This window comes from Salinirubellus salinus, assembly GCF_025231485.1.
In the GTDB taxonomy this organism is placed as follows: Archaea; Halobacteriota; Halobacteria; order Halobacteriales; family Haloarculaceae; genus Salinirubellus; species Salinirubellus salinus.
This window is the reverse complement of sequence record NZ_CP104004.1, coordinates 202,501-219,504: the sequence shown is the minus strand read 5'-3', so window position 1 is coordinate 219,504 and position 17,004 is coordinate 202,501. Positions and strand designations below refer to the sequence as shown.

Sequence of the window (17,004 nt, the reverse complement as noted above, 5' to 3'; positions counted from 1 at the left end):
GTCTTAGTTCCCTCCTGCCGCGACCGGCGCGTCATAGGTCTGCGGGAGATCCTCGATGTTCTCGGCCGTCAGGCCCGGCCCATAATAGCCGTACTCAGAAAGCAGGTCATCAACCGCATCGTGGTAGCCCTGAGCGAACGCCCGGTTCGATGAATCCGTCACCTCGTCGACAAGGAGATACCGACCGAGAAGCGGCCCCTCGACCGTGAATCGGCGGCCGATGAGCATCTCGGTCAGTCGCCGCTCAACCACAGTGAGGTCGAGCGCGTCCGACGCCATCTCCATCGCCGTCTCTAGGTCGATGCCCGTCACGACTTCCGTCATTCCAGCGGTGAACAGACACTCCTGAACGGACTCCCCATCGTCGAGGACGCCCTTGATTCGGAGGTCGAACTCACCCTCGTTCGGGCCGTGCTCGCTACACTCGCCCTGCTGAATCACGCGCGTACATTCCGGATCTGTGCATCGCTTGATGAGGCCCGACTGACTCTGTATCGCAACGAACACACCCTCATAGACGGTCGTCATCGTCCCGACCGTGCCGATGGCCTCCGGACTGTCCCTCGCGTGCTCGATGATTTCGCTCCGCGAATTAATCTTCAGCGAGTAATTGCCGTCGTACTCATCGACGACGACGTCCTTGAACGTGTACGTCGTGTCCTCCTCGAGGACTGGGGGGTTCGACTTCGTCCACGCGACGAACTTCATCCGGCCGCTCTCGTCACCGACCAGACCAACCTGGTGGATCGAGTCCTCACGGGGGTCCCAGAGTTCGACAATTTTCGCTCGCACCGTCACCCATGCGCCGTCGGTGGTGCATTCAGAGAGCGGAAGCGGTTCCTCGGTCGTTCCCTGGTCGCCGCCTCGGAGTGAGGCCCAGAACGCTTCCGTATCCACATCCGCCTCTTTGAGGACGTGGTTACGGACGCTGTCGAAGGCCGCGTTTCTCGGCACTCGATACGTGTTCACGTAGGAGTCGAACAGTGTCTCGAGAGCGTCGACGTCGTAGTCATCTGCTTGGTCGTCCGAGAGGTGGGGGCCACCTGCTCGTGGAGTAGTTGGGCATCTTCACGGAGGGTGTTCATGTCCACTCAACTATACGCTCTATCTCGCTATAAAACGAGACAGCGAAATCGGGCGTAATCGGGCAGTTTTCGTCGCCATTCCCCACAATCCCGCATATCTCCACCGAGCGTCACGAGCCACGAATGCGGACACACCCTCTATCGAAGTGAAGTCGACGACGAGATCGAATCATCGCGATACGTGGCCTCGTTGCCAGCCACGCCGGAGTACCGTACTGCCACCGACCGTTGCACAGCGGTTGGTGGGGGAGTATGCGAACCGAGGGACCCCCGACGTCGCGAACAGAGCCGCCGGGTGGGGAACGGCGAGCCAATGATTCCTACGCAACAGAGTGAAGTCAGTAGCCGGTTCAGTTGTTGCGTAGGACCAAACCCCTGGCCGCCCTCGCGCTGCTACGCCACAGAAAACCCGTCACCGCCATTCCGAGTCCCCGGCCTCGTGAGAGAGCGTCTTCCCTACTGGTAGCCGCGAGCAGGGCCGTCGGGTCCGGAATCACCCTCATCATCCGCTCGCACGCCCGTTTTCGCTTCCGGCGAGTCGGTAGTCTCAGTATCCGACCCGTCGTCGGCGTCTGGGAGTTCGCCCGTCTCGTTCGCCACTGCTAACTCTGCCGACAGCTCCTCGAGAGCGTCCTCTGAGGGGAAGTCCTCGCGGGTGACCGCGCTCGCGTCCCGGTGTGCCGCACTCCGGCGAGCCTGTCCGACGAGATTGGCGAGATCAGCGCCAGTCAACCCAGCCGTGTGACGGGCCAGCGCCGCGAACTCATCGCCCGACACTCTCGAGGGTATGTCCTTGAGATGGGTCTTGAGAATCGCGTGGCGGGCCTCTTCGTCGGGGAGGCCAACCTCGAAGTGTGCCGTCAGGCGACCCGGTCGGAGAATCGCCCGGTCGATATCGCCCGGTCGGTTCGTCGCCGAGACCACAATCGCCTCGCGGTCATCCCGCGTGAGTTGCGCAAGGAACTCACTCGTGACTTTCCGGTCTTCGGCGTGGGCACTCTTGGCGGTGTGTTCGCGAGCGCCGAAGAGATGTTCCGCCTCGTCGAGGAAGATGATACACTGCCCGATCTCGTCGGCCTCGCTGAACAGCGTCTTGACCTGGTCGCTGCTTTCGTTGACCCACATACTCGTCACGTCCGCCGGCGACAGCTCCACGAACGGGATGTTTAGTTCTCCGGCGAGCGCTCTCGCGAACATCGTCTTCCCTGTCCCCGGAGGCCCATACAGGAGGATGCCGCGCTCCGGTTCGATACCGAATCGTGAGTAGCGATCATCTCCTCGCTGTGTCGCTCGGAGTGGCTTGAGCACGTCTTCGTGGAGGGCGTCCTTCAGGTCGTAGTAGCCGCCGATAGTGTCGAACGATGTCTCTGAATATCGCCAGTCATAGCGGTACTCCTCCAGCGGAATTCGTTCTGTGGGAGACGAATCCCCGAGCTGGAATTGTTCTCGAAGGTCTTGTGGGACTTCGTCAATCGAGACGCGCTTCGGCGGATTCGGCGTGTGGGACGAGGGAGAGGTGTTCGAGGACGGACTGCCCGTGCTGTTCGGGTCCGGCGTCTCAGAGGTCGGTCCCCCTGCGAAGCCGATTGGGTCATACTCTGGCTCGTCGTCCTCAGCAATCTCCTGTTGGAGGATCCCTACAACGTACACGCCGATGAAGAGGCCAACCGGGATAGCGAGCAGGAACGGTGCGGACAGGAGATTCGAGAGCTCTCTCCCCCCGTTGGTCCCCGGGAGGAGCATATTCAGGAATGCGAGTCCGATCACCATCAGGATGAATACTACACCGCCAGCTCCAATCGGCGGGATGAGCGGCTTCCCGAGGAAGAAGAGGACGCCCACGATAGGGACCGTGAGAAGTCCGTACATCGCGATTCCCGCTGCTCCGTGCCACGCTGGAGTGAACAAAGCCGGATACGCGAGCAATCCCCAGCCCGAGACGAGAAGTGCGACGATGGCCGCTTCGAGTGCGCGCTCGCGACGACCGCCGTCGGGGGTCGGTAAGCGGGGGCGGACGTAGACGTATGCAAGGTCGAGGATGATGATTGCCACAGTTCCAGTGGCGAGGTCCCCGTAATATGGTGGTGACATGGTTTGTTGTTGGTGATGTCGATGGGTGAGTGGCCATGCGTCGCCCGAAGGCGGGGTCGGAGGTGATGCGATTTTGTATGGTGTAAATCGACGAGAGGGCCGACTGCGATTACGCGAGATGAATCCACGGTCCGTCTGTGGCCCTCACAGCATCGCGGGACGGTCCCTCTGAATCACACACCTCTTAGCCCCATACCCGTATTTAAATCTCCGCGAGAGCGAAGACAGAGCGGCTCAGAGCCCTCTCGACTCAGTGCTGAATCTATACCTCCGGCCCGTTTCCATCGTCGGGCTTGGGTGGCTTGCTCTGGCCGCCCGCTGCTTTCCCGAACTCCGAGCCATTCGAGCCGATCATCGGCCCACCAGCCCGGCGGCCCGCGGAATACGCGAGGTAGGAGTTGCCACCAACCCCGCCAATCATCGCGGCCGCGCCAGTCTTCGCCGTGATCGTCCCTGCTTTCTTCCCGGTTCTCACCCCCTTCTTGCCGGTCTCCACACGGCGGTTCCGTGCAGCGTTCTTCGCGATGTCGCTCTCGGCGGTCGTGATGCGCTCGCTGGCATCCTGCTGGTCGGCCTTGGCCGCCCGGAACTTCCGCGAGAGGTTGACCGACCGACTCGCTCCATCCGTCCCCATATACGTCATCTTCCGGTCGAGGGTATCGGGGTCGGTCTTGAACTCCGGCATCTGGTTCTCCATCGGCTCGGCGTCGAGGAAGCCCTGTTTCTTGGCCTCGGCCATGTCCATTTCCTCGTTCACCATCGCGTTCTGGATGAACCTCGCCTGTGACGACGCGGTTTTGTGATCGGTTTGCGCCTCAGACAACGAGGCCTGTGCCGAATCCAACTTCCCCGACGTTCCATAGTGGCCGATACGTTTCGTCGCCTGCTGGTGTGCGCTCTGCTTGACGCTGCTGACAGCGCCTTTCGCCCGCGCTGTCATGCGGCTCGAGAGGCCGGACCCGCCGGCCCCGACGTTCGCACTCCCGGCAGTCCCCGCGCTCGCTCCCGAGCCCGAGGCCGCCGCACTCGAACCGCCAGCGGCGCTACCGCTCGATGCACCGCCTGATGCGCCACCGGAGGCCGCACCGCCGGACCCACCAGCAGCCGCACCACCGGTCGCGCCAGCGACGGCGCCGCCGACAGCGGCCGTGACAGCCATCGTCGCGACTGCCGCCGCCTCACCAACCCCGATGGGCTGGCCCGCCCACGAGATGAGCTTCCAGATCGCCACGATGAGCACGACTGGGAAGAGCAACATCAACGCGAGTTCGGCGAAGATCAGGCCGGTTTCGCCAGCGACATTCTGAATCATCGCCCCGGCGCTCTCGGAACTCCCGCCCGTGGCCTGGAGGATACCACCGTGTTCGATGACTTGGAAGGCCAACACGATGATAGCGATAATCGGGCCGGCTAACAGCGCGAAGACGCCCATCCGCATGAACGTCGCTCCGACGCTCCCCACCGACTTGAAGGGACCACGGCCCACGAACCAGACGACCGCGAAAAACGGTGTCCCGATGTAGGCCATCCAAATCATGAACCAGCGCAGTAGCAGGAAGAACAACGCCAGTAGGAGCGACAGCACCGCAAGAATCGCGGCGACTATCGAGACGATGAACTTCAGCGTCCACGTGGCGAACGTCGTGGGTGCGCCGACGAGACCGTTTCCGTACCCATAGTTCGCCACCCCGGGTCGGGGTCGAGGTTCAGAATCGCCATCGTGACGGCGTTCGTCGCGTCAATCGCGAATCCCCAGGCAGGCTGGGAAACCCCGATGAACAACAGCACCATCACCGTCCGGACCACGAGGTCCATCAACCCGGACTCCCGGTCCTCACTGAACGGCCACGCGATGAGCGCCAACGCGATCATGATCGGGAGCAAGGCTGGTGAAATCTCGAATATCCCAGTCCACGCTCCGTTCGCCGCCGTCGAACCGTGTGGGTTCGGGACCTTCAGTAGGCCCTTGAGGAGCTCGTCAGTGAGCGCCGACGACATCTCCGACGCTGCCGAATTGAGCGTATCAATGAGCCATCCCCAGATTGCCTCTGCGACCGAATCGGGACCGAGCAACTGGAGCGGCACCAACGACCCCACCGCGAGCTGCGGAACCATCAGAGCCAGCAGCGTGGGGTCCATCAGCGCTCACCAGACGCCGGGACATCTGATACAGAGCCATCGACGGAGTCCGACCCCGGCGACGGTTCCGATGCGGCCCGGTCTTGTGCGAACTCACCAGTGAGTTGCATATCCAACTCGCGGTTCGTGATATCCGGCATATCAGTCAGGTCCAGCTCGGACTCGACCGACCCGGCATCTTCGGGACGGCGCGTTCCCTCGCGCTCCTCGATGTACGTCCACGGGTCGAGGTTGTTGTCGATCATGTAGTGCTCAAAGTCACCAGAGTGAACCTCGAGCCGGCGACGACCGTGTTTCGTCGTCGACAACAGACAGCCAGAGTACCCGGATTCCTGCCCTCGCGGGGCTGACTGTAGGTACTTCACTTCAGCCGGCGAGAGGTCGAAGTACTCCTTCGTCGCGTCCGAGACCGACTGCGCATAGAACAGCATCTTGATGTCACAGTTCTCGTAAATCTCGCGGCGCTCTTCCGTCCGCAGGAACTCGTGTGCGGTCTGACTCATCAGCGTCAGCCCGGCATCGTAGTGCCTGGCGTGGCGGATGAAGAGGTTGATGAGATCCCGCGTCGACTCCCGACCCAACAGATAGTGGGCCTCGTCGAACGTCACGTCGAAGCGATTCGGCGACCGCTTGGCCTCGAGGTACGCCCACTGCAACATCGCGTGGAGGATGAGCGGCATCTCGCCCGTGTCTGCGAAGGAACTCATGTCCATCACGACCAGCCGCGAGTTCAACTCGAGGTTCGTCGTCCCGTTCAAGTTGTAGTTGATACCGCCTGGCTTGAACGACTCAAATTTGGGTTCCAGGGACTTCGCGACCTCCTGGTGCTTTTCCGAGGGCGTGAACACCGCCATCGGGACCGAAATCCCGGCGTCCGTGATTGGCTCGCCCTCCTCAGAGAGCACGCCCATCTCACAGAAGTGCTCGAACTCGGCCTCGTCGACGAGGCCCTCCTCGAGCGCCGCCTCATAACCACCGTGAGTGATGACCTCGACGCCCCGGATGAGATCGTCGATGATAGGCGATTCGTTCGCGTACGTCTCGTACTCACCGAGGACAATCCCCTTCGAGAGATACGCGTAGTGGACCGCCTGGATCAGCATTCCCTCTTCCGCAGCGGGGAGGCCGCCCCGGTCTTCGTAGTGCGTGTTCAGCATCTCCACGACCGAGCGAACCGTCAGTGGGTAGGTATCCTCGGCCGCACCGAGGTCGCCCGACGGCGGTTCGATATCCATCGGGTTCACCTTCTGTGCGCCGCCGAAGCGAATGACTTCCCGCGCAGCTTCTCCGCGAAGAACGGATAGTCGTCACCCGCTGGGTCGAAAAGTACACACTGGACTGTCGGGTCAGCCAGCAAGCGGCGGTAAATCTCGAGCTTCCGGGCGTAGGACTTCCCCGACCCCGTCTTCCCCGAGATGACCATTCCGTACCCGGAGTGTGCATAGCGGTCGATGATGACCGGCCGACTCGTGTCGTCGAACCCCATCATGATGCCGTCCGCGTCGTAAATCGGCGGCTCGACGAGGTTGAACAGCGTCGCCAGCGCTTCCAACTGAATCGGGTGGACGTTCTTGATAGTGTCCGTCGCGAGCGGGACAATCGTCCCGTTACCCTCGATTTGCTGGTGGCGAAGGACGGTCGTCTCGACGTCCTGTTCGGCGAGGATGGTGTCGACGCGCTCGCGCATCTCGTCGAGTTCCTCGTGGGAATCCGCGATCAACTCCATGTAGATCGCGATGTCGTACACCTTCGTCGTCCCCCGAACCACGTCCTGAAGGATGCGCAGGAGGTCTTCGCGTTCGAGTTCGTCTTGGTGAGTGTCCGTCCGGCCTTTGCGACTCTTGAGCGCCAGCGACGTCGTCGTTTGCGTGTAGCGTCGCTGGAGTTGTTGGCGAGTCTTCGCGGGGTTACGCGGCGTGATGTGGAACGACAGTCGGAGGTCGACGTCCGCAATCGTCAGCGGGACGAGCCAGCCGAGATTGACCTTCCGGGGAAAGCCCGTGACGGTCATAATCTGCGTCACCTTCTCGTTGCGAATCTGGAACTCGGGGTGGCGCTCCATCGCACGGGGCGCGACGAGCTTCTTGTCGAGTTTCCCGCGCTCTTCGAGGATTCGATGGCTGAGACCAACGGGAGTTCTTCAGCCTGTAACTGGTAGGCCGCCCACTCGATGTTCTTCCGAGTTGCGTCCCGGTCGAGCAGATTCAGATACTCGAGTGAGAGTTGCGTCTCCTCGCCCGTGAGGTCGTCAATCGGGATCCGTTCAGTCTCGTCATCCTCGGTACTGTCTCGCCCGAGGAGTCTGTGTAGGGGATTCATTGGTCTGCCTCGTTTCGCTCGTCCGTCGTGTCCACTTCCGCGTCCGTGTCCGTGTCCGCGTCTGCCGCCGTGAGCGGGTCGTCAGCAACCGCGTCGCCGTTCGTTTCGTCAGTGTCTAACTCTGTACAGCCGCCGTCGGTGAGAGGGTCAAGGTCCATCTCGCCGTCGACGCCACCGACAGGCAGCGTGGTGAGATTCGAGAGGTCCACCTTCTGCCGGGACCGCACTGCGAGGGCGACACAGAGCAGTAACGCGGCCAGTCCAGCCGCGTACACTTCGACCGTGAGCGTCGTCACAGCCGCATTCGAGTCCCACTCATAGGGGTACGCCTCAAGGAACAGGCTGATCGCATAGCCGACCACGCCGAGGCCGACCAGCGAGAGCGCCTTCGTCTTTCGTCCCGAAGGGAAGAGAACGACGAGGCTCAACAGGAAGGCAGGGAGGCTCACCGCACCGGTCGCGAACGAGGCCATTCGAGCCAGCCAGTAGATGTCCGACCCGCGTTGGGGAACTTCCATCGACCACACGAATCCCCCCAGCGCCACGGCCCCGAGGAGGAAACTCAGCAGGCCGACGCTGACTCCCGCGTAGATGGCTCGCGGGACGACCGGGCGGGGACCGTGGCCAACCGGCCCGATATTCCGTGCGTACCAGCGAAGGATACGCGAGCTCGCCACCCGTTCGACGAAGTCGGGGTGGGCATAGCCACCATCACCGACGGCCGCGAGGGGGTCGGCATCCGACTCAATCTCAATCTCGGGGTACTCCTCGGAGATACGGTCAAACTCGAAGTCGCCATCCTCGTTCGCTTCCGCCTGGGCCGCCGCCTCGACATCGTAGGCCGCGTCAGCAACTTCCTGAGCGCGGTCGTCCGGGCGCGTGTAGTTACCCTGCGTGAACGAGATCGGTGGCTTCTGTCCGTGATAGACCTCATAGAGGACTTCCAAGACAGACGCTCGCGTGTCGAGCAGTTCTGTTTTCACCTGCGTTTGCGGGAGTTTCGAGGCCACACGCTGGGCGCGGGCTTTCACTTCTTCGAGACACGCGGCTTCCGTTTCGCTGTCTGTCTCGACATCGTTCCCACCCGGCAGGAACCCACGAAGTTGGGCCATGACGCCATCGTCGGCCTCTCCATCCTTCGCGACCGAGACCGCGACGTAGAAATCGCGGTCACGAATCTCCGCGACGTCGACGACGTTCCGCAGCCACTCAGCGTGATACTGTCGCCCGTAATCCATCAGCGGCGACTCGTCGAGCGCGTCCTCTTCGTCACCCCCATCCTCGCTCGTCCCGATGAGCGGGCGGTCGACGTTCTCAAAACGTCCCAGGTAGGGCTCAGGGTCGTACGCAGTCGTCACCGAGAGAATCTGCGTCGGGAACTGTAGCCCGCGAAGGAACGTCATGAACGACAGGTAGAGGCTCTCCCGGCGTTCCTCCGAGAGGATGAGCCACTCGCGGGGCTGGACCCGCATGAGCATCGCGTACGTCGTTGGCGTTTCTACGACACCGCCGTCACGGACATTCTTGAAGTCCATGAGGTCCAGCGTCGAACCGGCGTCTTCGTATTCAGTCATTGTATGTCTCTCCGAGCGTTGTCGTCACAGCGGGGCACTCCGAAGCGGGCCCAGCATCCGCATCCGAATCCGTATTCACCGTCAATTCTCTGTCCACAGTATCCGAGCGGTAACTCTCGTTCCCGCCCTCGTTCTCACTCACACTGCCACTCCCAGCCGGGTCTGGCCGCTCCGTGATCCAGCCCTCGAAGGGCTCACGCGAAGCGATATCGTGGTCGCCAGCCTCGGGGGGCTTCCAGAGGTACTCTGTCCGCCCTCGGAAGTGGCGAACCATCGCTGCTGCATACCGAATCGGGCGTTGTCCCTCCGGCGTCCGTGTGTAGATAACGAGTCCAGCGATGGCCCCGAGAATCACGAACGGCGCCGTGACCAGGAGCGGTAATCCAATCGCGTAGAGGATGATTGGGACGATGAGCGGCGGACCCAACGACTCGGCAAGCTTCCGGGCCGAGACACCGAACACTTTCGAGGAAAGCAAATGCGACGCCATCGGGACGTCCTTGCTCATCCAACCACCTCGTCGGTCTCTGCCGACGCGTCCCTGTCACCACCGGTGTCACTCGCAACGCCGGCGACGCCGCCCGCGCGGAGGTGCTCTGGTGTCTGGAACTCTTCCGGCCAGTGACGTTCGGCGGCGAGCAACCGCTGCTCGGCCTTCAACAGCATCCCACGCCAGGTGAGTCCGTACTTTACACGAACGGAGTCGAGCCATTCGTACTCCTCCTGGGACGTGATTCTGATCCGGGTACTCCCCGCCATCAGTAGTCCCCGCTATAATCGTACAGATGGTCGTCATAGACTTCCCACTCCTCGAGTTCGTCATCAGGGTGGTCGGCCTCTTGCCCTTCGTGGCGAAGCACATCCCCCACGTCCGCGTGTGCATCGAGATGGAGTACCTCGCCGTCTTCGAGGGCACGGGCTTCCTGTACGTCCCACTGCTTGTACGCCCGCGTTCGGTCGGTATCAACACGCGACGGCTGTGCCTCCACGCCCGCTACTTCGGGAGTAGGGTCGCTCTCGATGTTGCCCTCACGCTGTCGTTGCGTGTTGGCGTCCGTTTCATCATCGAACGCAGAGAGTGGGATCTCTGCCGTCGCTCGGATGCGCTGTTGCTCACGAATCTGCTCTCGCAACTCCTCGGTCAGCTCCGACCGGCTCGGGGCCGCGCCGTCCCCGGTCGGGTTGGGGAGCGTTGTCGCGAGTGCTGGGTGGAGCTCTGTGAGCGCCTTAAGCAAATCTACACTTTCTGCGTGTTTAGCCCCCTCGAGTAGGACGCCGCGCCACACCATCCCGTGTCGGTCACGGAGATCGCGTAGGCGGTCGGCCTCCTGTTGAGAGTGCCAATCAACTTGGATTTCAGGCATAGGAGGGTGTTCCCGTTGTTTGGATTGTGGACAGAGTCCCGGATGGCGCTCGCCGGAGCGTCGCGAGTCCCACCGGGCGTCTCGAGACGCTCCGCAGACTCGCGCCCATTTCGGGTGGGCGGGCAGTCGCTCGAATTGTGAGCGACCGACTGGTTATGACCGGGATTTTCCATCGGCATCCGTAAGCCAGCCGACCCTAAGATGTTTTCACGCCCACATTTCTACATTCAATGTGGTCCCTGTAGCACCACATCCGATGTGACCGAGGAGGGTATTTAGCCGCAGATGGCCTCCCGTGCTGTACCAAACACCACCGTCGCTACACCAGACGGTGCGTGGAGAGAACACCCTCCCCATGATAGCACTACAGCCAGAGGCCATCGATGTCGCCAGCCGGTGGCTCATCCTCGCCGGGCCTCTCTCACTACCCAGCACAGCCATCGACGTGGCCTCCTCGGTCGCCCCGTCGCTTCGAGCAGCTTGCAGCCCGCTCCAACCTCCCGGATTCGGCTTTGGATCCGGGTTTCGACTCGGCAATAACCTCAACCTCATACAGACGCTCACGCGTGCACAAGTACTCTACTCGGACGCACTCCTTTCGACCCCGGATGCACAGCGAGCTTCGATCCTTCCCTTACAATCCGGCACGGACCTCAGCACGCTCGTTGCCGATTTGAAAGATGCAATCAGGGTCCCCGGCTGGGTCGGAACCCTCCTCAAATGGAGTGGCCTCATCACGATGATTGTCGGCATCATCGCGTACTTCATCAGCCCCTCTCTGAACAACCGACGGCGCGGATTCATGATGGCGACTACAGGCATCGTCATCTCGATTATCGGCTTCGCCTTCCCCGTCTTCATCCGCCTGCTTGACCATGTCCTCTCAGGCTGACTTCCCCCGGAAGGGGGCCGATACTGACAGTCAACGGGTCGACCCCGAGACCGAGGACGAGTCAAAGACCGAGACCGGGACTGGGACCGGAGCGCACCAGGACGACACCACGCTGGGAGGGCGTGTCACGTCGGCTGGTCGCGCATTCCGAACCGGACTCTCCGAGCGATGTCTCAGTCTCCCCCGGCCCAAGCGCACCGACGGGCGGTACGCACAGCACATCCACGCGTGCATTACGATAGCGCTCGTGGGATCGCTCCTGCTCGCGTCCGTCAGCGTCGTCGCCGCTGGCCTGGGGGCTATCACCGCAATCCCGTCCCCAGACCCCGGTGTCGAGAAGTCCTACGACGATACCTACCGTATCCTCGCGAACAATGACGACGACGTCGACCCGAGTGACATCTCCTACAACGGCTACTTCGAGAACGACTATCCATATGGGCCGGTCGAGCTCCAAGCCAAATCGCAATCACCCTCACAGACACTCCGATACGTCGCGACGCAAGACGTCTACATCAGAGACCTCAGCGATTTTCAAGCCGTTCCGTATCAAGATCGGTGGACGCGCTATGCCGATATCACCTCCTACCAGGAGACGCAGTTCCTCCTCGTCCACGGCAACAACACCTATGACGGCCCGACGAGCACCGACGGAAAGTGGTTCGTCCGCGTCACCAGCCAATACGGTGAATGGCAACCCGTCTATAATGCCGAGGTCAGGTGGGACCGTAATGCGGAGGAACTCTACGTGGCAAACCCAGAGGAAGCGCTCATCCACACTGCGTACTACTCGAACACGATAGACCGAAACCTCCACGCCGCCGGCCAGTATTCGCGGTACGCCCAAGACTCCGACCGCGTCGCCATCCCGACGGTGAATGGTCGAGAACTCTATCCGACCAGCGATGGCGCGAGTATGTCCCGACAGTGGGGGCAGTCGAACTTCGACACCGTCCGCGATGCGTGGGTCGGCATCAACTACGTCTTCGGTGGCGTCTGGTATCGCGATAGTTACGTCGTGGGCGGAACCCCCACGCGGGGAGCCTACGTCCCGTTCGACCACCGAGCCATCGCACCGCCAGACTACAGCTACGATGACCAGTGTAAGATAAAGCACATCCACCGCCGAACGCACACCCACGATAACTCTACGCACACGCACAAGAGTACCCACTGGCACTACTACGACCGGACGAAGTGGGCCGAGTACGAACTCATCAACTCTAGTGCGGAAGTCACCTCTGTCCAGCTCGACCGCCCCGGATTCAGCGGTGAATCCGACTGGGCGAAATTCGGTGACACAACCTGGATTGCTATCGAAGACCCGTCGAGTATGCCCCTCGAATACCCCCGAGGGGAATACACCCTCACCGCCACGCTCCGGGTGACCAGCGAGGTCGAAAGTCGCTGGGGCATCACGAGTTCGCGGTGCAACGAATGGTCGAAATCCAGTACGAGCACGTACACTCACACGACACAATACAGCGTCCCCGTGACGATCACCGACTTCGATTCGCCCAATCTCAACATCAGCGTCGTTCACATTGACGGTGAAGGCGACGACCGACTGCTCATCACGTGGACGGGCGACCAGGACCTTCCCCACGACCCGTGGAGACAGATTCAGGTTGACGTCAACGGGAAAGTCGTCAATATCGACTCGCCGTGGCGCTTCTACGGCGTCTCGCGGAACGACGCGGTCGAAGTCCGGACGGCAAGCGGGTCGAACATACACGACGTAACCCACACACAAGGCGACCGCTGGCCAGCCATCTACCACTATCAAACGAGCGTCGCCAACGTCACGATGGAGTTCCCACGTCAACAGGACTCCGTCGAAACCCAACGCTGGGGCTACCTCCGAACGGTCGATACGCAAGTCGCAGCTCGACCCGGTGGAGCACCGCTCCCTGCCGGTGTCAGCGACACGGACAACGACGCACCAACCGAACTCTACACGCAGTACGTCGTGACCCTCAATTCCAACGACCTCGAAACTGGCGAGACGGCCACGGCGACTGCCGACAACCCCTTCGGAGGCAGTCTCGACGACCAACTCAACGTCTCCACTAAACCCTACTCTCCAACCGTCCTTCGGCTGATGGAGATAGATCGCTCACCCACCGGCGAAGGGCACGAGGGCACACTCATCTTGACCGATACGAACAGCAACTTCCTCGACAACAAGACCATCACCGTCACCCAAGCAGACGGAACGAACTGGACCGTCACCACCGACTCTGAGGGGCGTGCCTCAGTTACGTGGGACGGGATGACCCTCCGAGCCAGGTACGACGGCGATGTATGGGACACCGGCCCGGACAACCCATACTACAAGGGTGACAGCATCCTCTATCTCCTTCCACCGGGAGACGTTGCCTTCGTAGCCGCCGGCACCGTCGGCGAGTACATCTCCGGGGCGATCAATAACACCCTCATCTTCGTCGAGTGGCTTGCCCTCGGTATCTTCGCGTTCTGGTACGTGCGAATGCGCCGCCGCACGACCAAACGCGGCGGAGGGAAGAAAGCATGAGTAGCGTCGGCGGCTTCGTCGAGCCCTTCCTCCGGATCTACCAGATCGCAGAGGTACTCGGGCGCTACGGGATGCTCATCGCACTCGTAGTCGGCGTGATCGGATGGTTCTACGGCTCAAAGAACGCCCGCTCGATGGACCGCTACCGGGGGATGGCTGTCGGCGGCGCAAGCGGGTTCGTCGCCATCACAGGCCTCGACCTCCTCTACGACGTCCTCGTGTTTATCTTGGGGTCTCGATTCCTCCCCGCCGGCTGGCCATACGGCGCGGTCACGGGTTCACACGCAAGCTCGATCTCACAACTCGCAACTGCCCTCAGTCTCGCACTTGAAGCACTAGGCCTCGCCGTCTTCATCATCGGGATGACCTGGTGGGCGTTCGGCAGCCGCGACTCGCTCGCCAATGCCCGAGGGCGGCGGGGTATCGTCATCGGCCTCACGCTCGTCGGGGCGAGTATCGGCGGCAACGTGTTCAGCACGCTCGCATGGATTCTCCTCTGACCGTCTCACCTCCATGACTACAGACTCAAATTCAAACACTCCAGACCGCACAGACACCGACAATCACGATCACGAAGACCAGCACCGACCGGGGCACACGGCGGTGGATGAGGAGGTCATCGACCCGACCGATCTCCCGGTATTCCCTGAAGACACGCCCGCCCGCCGAATCATCGACCGCCTCACAGACCGCCGAGTTCTCGCCGTCCTCATCATCGTCTTCGCGCCGATGGTCGGCTGGGTCGGATTCACGATGTACTCTGATCTGACGTCGCCGAACTACGCGACAGCGACCATCTACGACGAAAATGGTGGCTACCTCGAATTTGTCGAGGGCCCCGTCGCCGCGACGTGGCGCGAACTGGCCATCGGGCTCTCAGAAACCGAGTCGCTCGACCCCGGCCACGGGATGTTCTTCCGCCACAAACAGGAGAAAGAGCGTGCCTACGTCATGCGAGATATGACCTTCCCCATCGATATCATCTTCATCGACGCCGACGGGACCATCACGACCATCCACCACGGCGAACTCGAAACCGACGGCGAACCCTATACGGAATATCGGGGGCGAGCGAAGTACGTCCTCGAAGTACCATACCTGTGGACGGTTGAGAACGACATTGCCGTCGGCGACACAGTGCAAATCGAGTGGGGCCCACCGCGAGTCCGCAACGGCGGTTCGACTGTCGTCGCTATCATCGAGGACGAACACGGACCCGATGTGGTCGTCCCCGAGCCATACCGTCCCCCGAGTTCCCCCCGATCGAGCGCTTGACTCAGGTCACGGGGGCTGTTGTTCCTACGCAACACAGTGTACTCAATTTGGAGGTCAATTGTTGCGTAGGATTCTCGGAGGCGATGTCTCACGGAAACCAGTTGAATCGCGCCAGCGAACACGCACAGTGCGTCAGGCTCTGTTGAAATCCTCAGAAATTGACAGAGAGTGCGTGCAAGATACAGGGCGCGAGTCGGTCGCGGGCACCCGTCTGAGCGAGCGTGGAGTCTGTGAAACCGATGGTCGTCCTCGGTGCTTTGCTTACGGTACGATGCCTCGCCGAGCAAGTAGTGGGCGAATTCGGTTCTGATACGTGTTCAGCCAAATGATGGTCAAGGGAAGCCCGACAGCGACGGCAAGAGCGGCTTGCGGCCCAACCCCACCGGTACAGACGGATTCAGTCCCAGTCCACGTGCAGTCGATGATACTCCCCGAGAACGCAGGTATCACACCTGCGATGAGTGGGCCAAGCAGAAGTTCAACCGACAGGATAGCGACAGCGATGACCAGCAGGAACCCAGACATGAGAATGACGACATCATTCATGTAGCCGCGTATCTCCTCATCGCTGAACTCAGCGTCATCTCCGCTGCTCATATCTACAACACGGAGACTCGACAAATAAACCGTTCCGCTCACCGACATAGTAACATTAAGCGTTCGGGGGTAGCAATAAGACAGCGCCGAACTGCTGAATACACCCTCTGTATCTCGCACGCCACTACTGGCAGATGATGAGTATGTGGCGAGACCGCTATTGAATAGAGAGGGTGTTCAGCACGACTGGTCTAATCTATCAGCAGGCGGAAACCCTTACCCACGCATTGTGGCTCCTATGTGTCTTTCAGTCGGCTCCGCGAGGTAAGGCTCAATAGCCGAGTAATCGCTCCATCCCCCAATAGACATCATCGTCCGAACATCCACCTGCCGTTCTACAAGATGGTACGTCGCCCACGACCGTCGCAGGTCGTGGCTGGACACGTGTCGCCAGCGGTCTGGCTGCGAGGCATCCTGTGCGACCTCCTTTGCGGATTCCTTCACCCATCGGCGGACACTTGAATTAGACGCCTGTACCCACGCCTCACCCGTCTCGCGGTCGCGTTCACGGGAGAACCGTCGGATAACCGCCTGCACGTCATCGGACATCCATACGTCGCGGAGTTTGGGGTCTCCGCCCTGCGTGTTCTTCCCGCGGACTTCGACGAACCAGCAGTCGCCTTTCCCCGACCTCCGGAGTTCGGCATCGCCGGGGTAGTTCACCTCGTCCGCTCGGAGGCCACACCGTCCCATGAGCATCATCGCGATCTCTCGCTGCCAGTCAGCACGGGCTGCTGCCTCCTCGAGTAGGGAGAGTTCCTCAGGCTCGAGCCAGCACTTCGTGACCTCCCCCGAATCGTCTACTCTGACCATAGTCGAGTTCTGCTGCCAATCCGTCTAGTACCTTCGGGCTCTCGCAGCAGTTCGACCCGAAATCAGGGGCAAGCCGGAGAATGTGAGCGAGTTGTTCTCCAACTCGACTATCCATCTGTCTGAAATTCTTACCCCTCTATGACAGAAAACAACAACTATCGTGCTTGTGAGCGCGTGAGGAGTGCGAGACAGACGGGAACTTCTGTAACACACACGGCAAGCCCCCACCCCCGAACTGACTCCGAGCGCGACATCTGCCCCGCCAGCGCGTTAAGCACGCATACGGCCGACTCCACGCTGAGCTTTTCTGCGCTGACGCTGC

Annotated in this window: 17 protein-coding genes; 4 read left to right on the top strand and 13 right to left on the bottom strand. The window is 61.3% G+C overall.

The genetic code is table 11. From position 1 onward, the window contains the following. Positions 1-3 precede the first annotated feature (3 nt). The 11 genes from N0B31_RS22445 to N0B31_RS22395 form a co-directional block, all read right to left on the bottom strand. Entirely contained in the window at positions 4-954 is a 951-nt protein-coding gene (locus N0B31_RS22445) for a replication factor A (protein ID WP_260644120.1), read from the bottom strand. A gap of 587 nt (positions 955-1,541) precedes the next feature. Then, positions 1,542-3,137, bottom strand: coding sequence for an ATP-binding protein (locus tag N0B31_RS22440; RefSeq protein ID WP_260644119.1), 1,596 nt, complete (start codon positions 3,135-3,137; stop codon positions 1,542-1,544). Positions 3,138-3,438: 301 nt separating this feature from the next. Beyond that, a complete protein-coding gene (locus N0B31_RS22435; protein ID WP_260644118.1) occupies positions 3,439-4,863 on the bottom strand; it encodes a hypothetical protein in 1,425 nt (474 codons plus the stop codon). Further along, the gene (locus N0B31_RS22430) at positions 4,797-5,315 is read right to left on the bottom strand and encodes a hypothetical protein (protein ID WP_260644117.1); all 519 of its coding nucleotides are present in this window, start codon (positions 5,313-5,315) and stop codon (positions 4,797-4,799) included. The genes N0B31_RS22435 and N0B31_RS22430 overlap by 67 nt, the downstream gene beginning before the upstream one ends. After that, positions 5,315-6,550 carry a putative type IV secretion/conjugal transfer ATPase gene (locus tag N0B31_RS22425; protein ID WP_260644116.1) on the bottom strand — a complete coding sequence of 412 codons (1,236 nt, stop codon included), beginning with the start codon at positions 6,548-6,550 and terminating at the stop codon, positions 5,315-5,317. The genes N0B31_RS22430 and N0B31_RS22425 overlap by 1 nt, the downstream gene beginning before the upstream one ends. A gap of 5 nt (positions 6,551-6,555) precedes the next feature. After that, positions 6,556-7,377, bottom strand: a complete 822-nt coding sequence (locus N0B31_RS22420; protein ID WP_260644115.1) for a putative type IV secretion/conjugal transfer ATPase — start codon at positions 7,375-7,377, stop codon at positions 6,556-6,558. Then, entirely contained in the window at positions 7,335-7,634 is a 300-nt protein-coding gene (locus tag N0B31_RS22415) for a hypothetical protein (RefSeq protein WP_260644114.1), read from the bottom strand. Before N0B31_RS22415 ends, N0B31_RS22420 begins: the two co-directional genes overlap by 43 nt. Continuing rightward, entirely contained in the window at positions 7,631-9,208 is a 1,578-nt protein-coding gene (locus N0B31_RS22410) for a cell division protein CdpA domain-containing protein (RefSeq protein WP_260644113.1), read from the bottom strand. The genes N0B31_RS22415 and N0B31_RS22410 overlap by 4 nt, the downstream gene beginning before the upstream one ends. Continuing rightward, the gene (locus N0B31_RS22405; protein ID WP_260644112.1) at positions 9,201-9,716 is read right to left on the bottom strand and encodes a hypothetical protein; all 516 of its coding nucleotides are present in this window, start codon (positions 9,714-9,716) and stop codon (positions 9,201-9,203) included. The genes N0B31_RS22410 and N0B31_RS22405 overlap by 8 nt, the downstream gene beginning before the upstream one ends. Further along, entirely contained in the window at positions 9,713-9,967 is a 255-nt protein-coding gene (locus N0B31_RS22400) for a hypothetical protein (protein WP_260644111.1), read from the bottom strand. Before N0B31_RS22400 ends, N0B31_RS22405 begins: the two co-directional genes overlap by 4 nt. Continuing rightward, complete coding sequence (locus N0B31_RS22395; protein ID WP_260644110.1) at positions 9,967-10,572, bottom strand: hypothetical protein; 606 nt, start codon at positions 10,570-10,572, stop codon at positions 9,967-9,969. The genes N0B31_RS22400 and N0B31_RS22395 overlap by 1 nt, the downstream gene beginning before the upstream one ends. A 355-nt stretch (positions 10,573-10,927) precedes the next feature. Here N0B31_RS22395 and N0B31_RS22390 point away from each other — a divergent pair, with 355 nt between their 5' ends. From N0B31_RS22390 to N0B31_RS22375, 4 genes are all read left to right on the top strand, one after another. Then, positions 10,928-11,464, top strand: coding sequence for a hypothetical protein (locus tag N0B31_RS22390; RefSeq protein ID WP_260644109.1), 537 nt, complete (start codon positions 10,928-10,930; stop codon positions 11,462-11,464). Next, on the top strand, positions 11,448-13,997 hold the full coding sequence (locus N0B31_RS22385; protein WP_260644108.1) for a hypothetical protein: 2,550 nt from the start codon (positions 11,448-11,450) through the stop codon (positions 13,995-13,997). Before N0B31_RS22390 ends, N0B31_RS22385 begins: the two co-directional genes overlap by 17 nt. Next, the gene (locus N0B31_RS22380; protein ID WP_260644107.1) at positions 13,994-14,497 is read left to right on the top strand and encodes a hypothetical protein; all 504 of its coding nucleotides are present in this window, start codon (positions 13,994-13,996) and stop codon (positions 14,495-14,497) included. Before N0B31_RS22385 ends, N0B31_RS22380 begins: the two co-directional genes overlap by 4 nt. A 103-nt stretch (positions 14,498-14,600) precedes the next feature. Then, positions 14,601-15,272, top strand: coding sequence for a DUF192 domain-containing protein (locus tag N0B31_RS22375; protein ID WP_260644106.1), 672 nt, complete (start codon positions 14,601-14,603; stop codon positions 15,270-15,272). A gap of 261 nt (positions 15,273-15,533) precedes the next feature. On the opposite strand, the gene N0B31_RS22370 is transcribed toward N0B31_RS22375, so the two are convergent. Then, positions 15,534-15,869, bottom strand: coding sequence for a hypothetical protein (locus N0B31_RS22370; RefSeq protein WP_260644105.1), 336 nt, complete (start codon positions 15,867-15,869; stop codon positions 15,534-15,536). Between the two features lie 216 nt (positions 15,870-16,085). Next, positions 16,086-16,682, bottom strand: coding sequence for a site-specific integrase (locus N0B31_RS22365; protein WP_260644104.1), 597 nt, complete (start codon positions 16,680-16,682; stop codon positions 16,086-16,088). Positions 16,683-17,004: the final 322 nt, after the last annotated feature.

Bases quoted from the DNA above. Each gene is read 5' to 3' on its own strand.
- N0B31_RS22430 (WP_260644117.1), bottom strand. From the start codon at position 5,315: ATGGACCCCACGCTGCTGGCTCTGATGGTTCCGCAGCTCGCGGTGGGG.
- N0B31_RS22425 (WP_260644116.1), bottom strand. From the start codon at position 6,550: ATGGATATCGAACCGCCGTCGGGCGACCTCGGTGCGGCCGAGGATACC.
- N0B31_RS22420 (WP_260644115.1), bottom strand. From the start codon at position 7,377: ATGGAGCGCCACCCCGAGTTCCAGATTCGCAACGAGAAGGTGACGCAG.
- N0B31_RS22415 (WP_260644114.1), bottom strand. From the start codon at position 7,634: ATGAATCCCCTACACAGACTCCTCGGGCGAGACAGTACCGAGGATGAC.
- N0B31_RS22410 (WP_260644113.1), bottom strand. From the start codon at position 9,208: ATGACTGAATACGAAGACGCCGGTTCGACGCTGGACCTCATGGACTTC.
- N0B31_RS22405 (WP_260644112.1), bottom strand. From the start codon at position 9,716: ATGAGCAAGGACGTCCCGATGGCGTCGCATTTGCTTTCCTCGAAAGTG.
- N0B31_RS22400 (WP_260644111.1), bottom strand. From the start codon at position 9,967: ATGGCGGGGAGTACCCGGATCAGAATCACGTCCCAGGAGGAGTACGAA.
- N0B31_RS22395 (WP_260644110.1), bottom strand. From the start codon at position 10,572: ATGCCTGAAATCCAAGTTGATTGGCACTCTCAACAGGAGGCCGACCGC.
- N0B31_RS22390 (WP_260644109.1), top strand. From the start codon at position 10,928: ATGATAGCACTACAGCCAGAGGCCATCGATGTCGCCAGCCGGTGGCTC.
- N0B31_RS22385 (WP_260644108.1), top strand. From the start codon at position 11,448: ATGTCCTCTCAGGCTGACTTCCCCCGGAAGGGGGCCGATACTGACAGT.
- N0B31_RS22380 (WP_260644107.1), top strand. From the start codon at position 13,994: ATGAGTAGCGTCGGCGGCTTCGTCGAGCCCTTCCTCCGGATCTACCAG.
- N0B31_RS22370 (WP_260644105.1), bottom strand. From the start codon at position 15,869: ATGAGCAGCGGAGATGACGCTGAGTTCAGCGATGAGGAGATACGCGGC.
- N0B31_RS22365 (WP_260644104.1), bottom strand. From the start codon at position 16,682: ATGGTCAGAGTAGACGATTCGGGGGAGGTCACGAAGTGCTGGCTCGAG.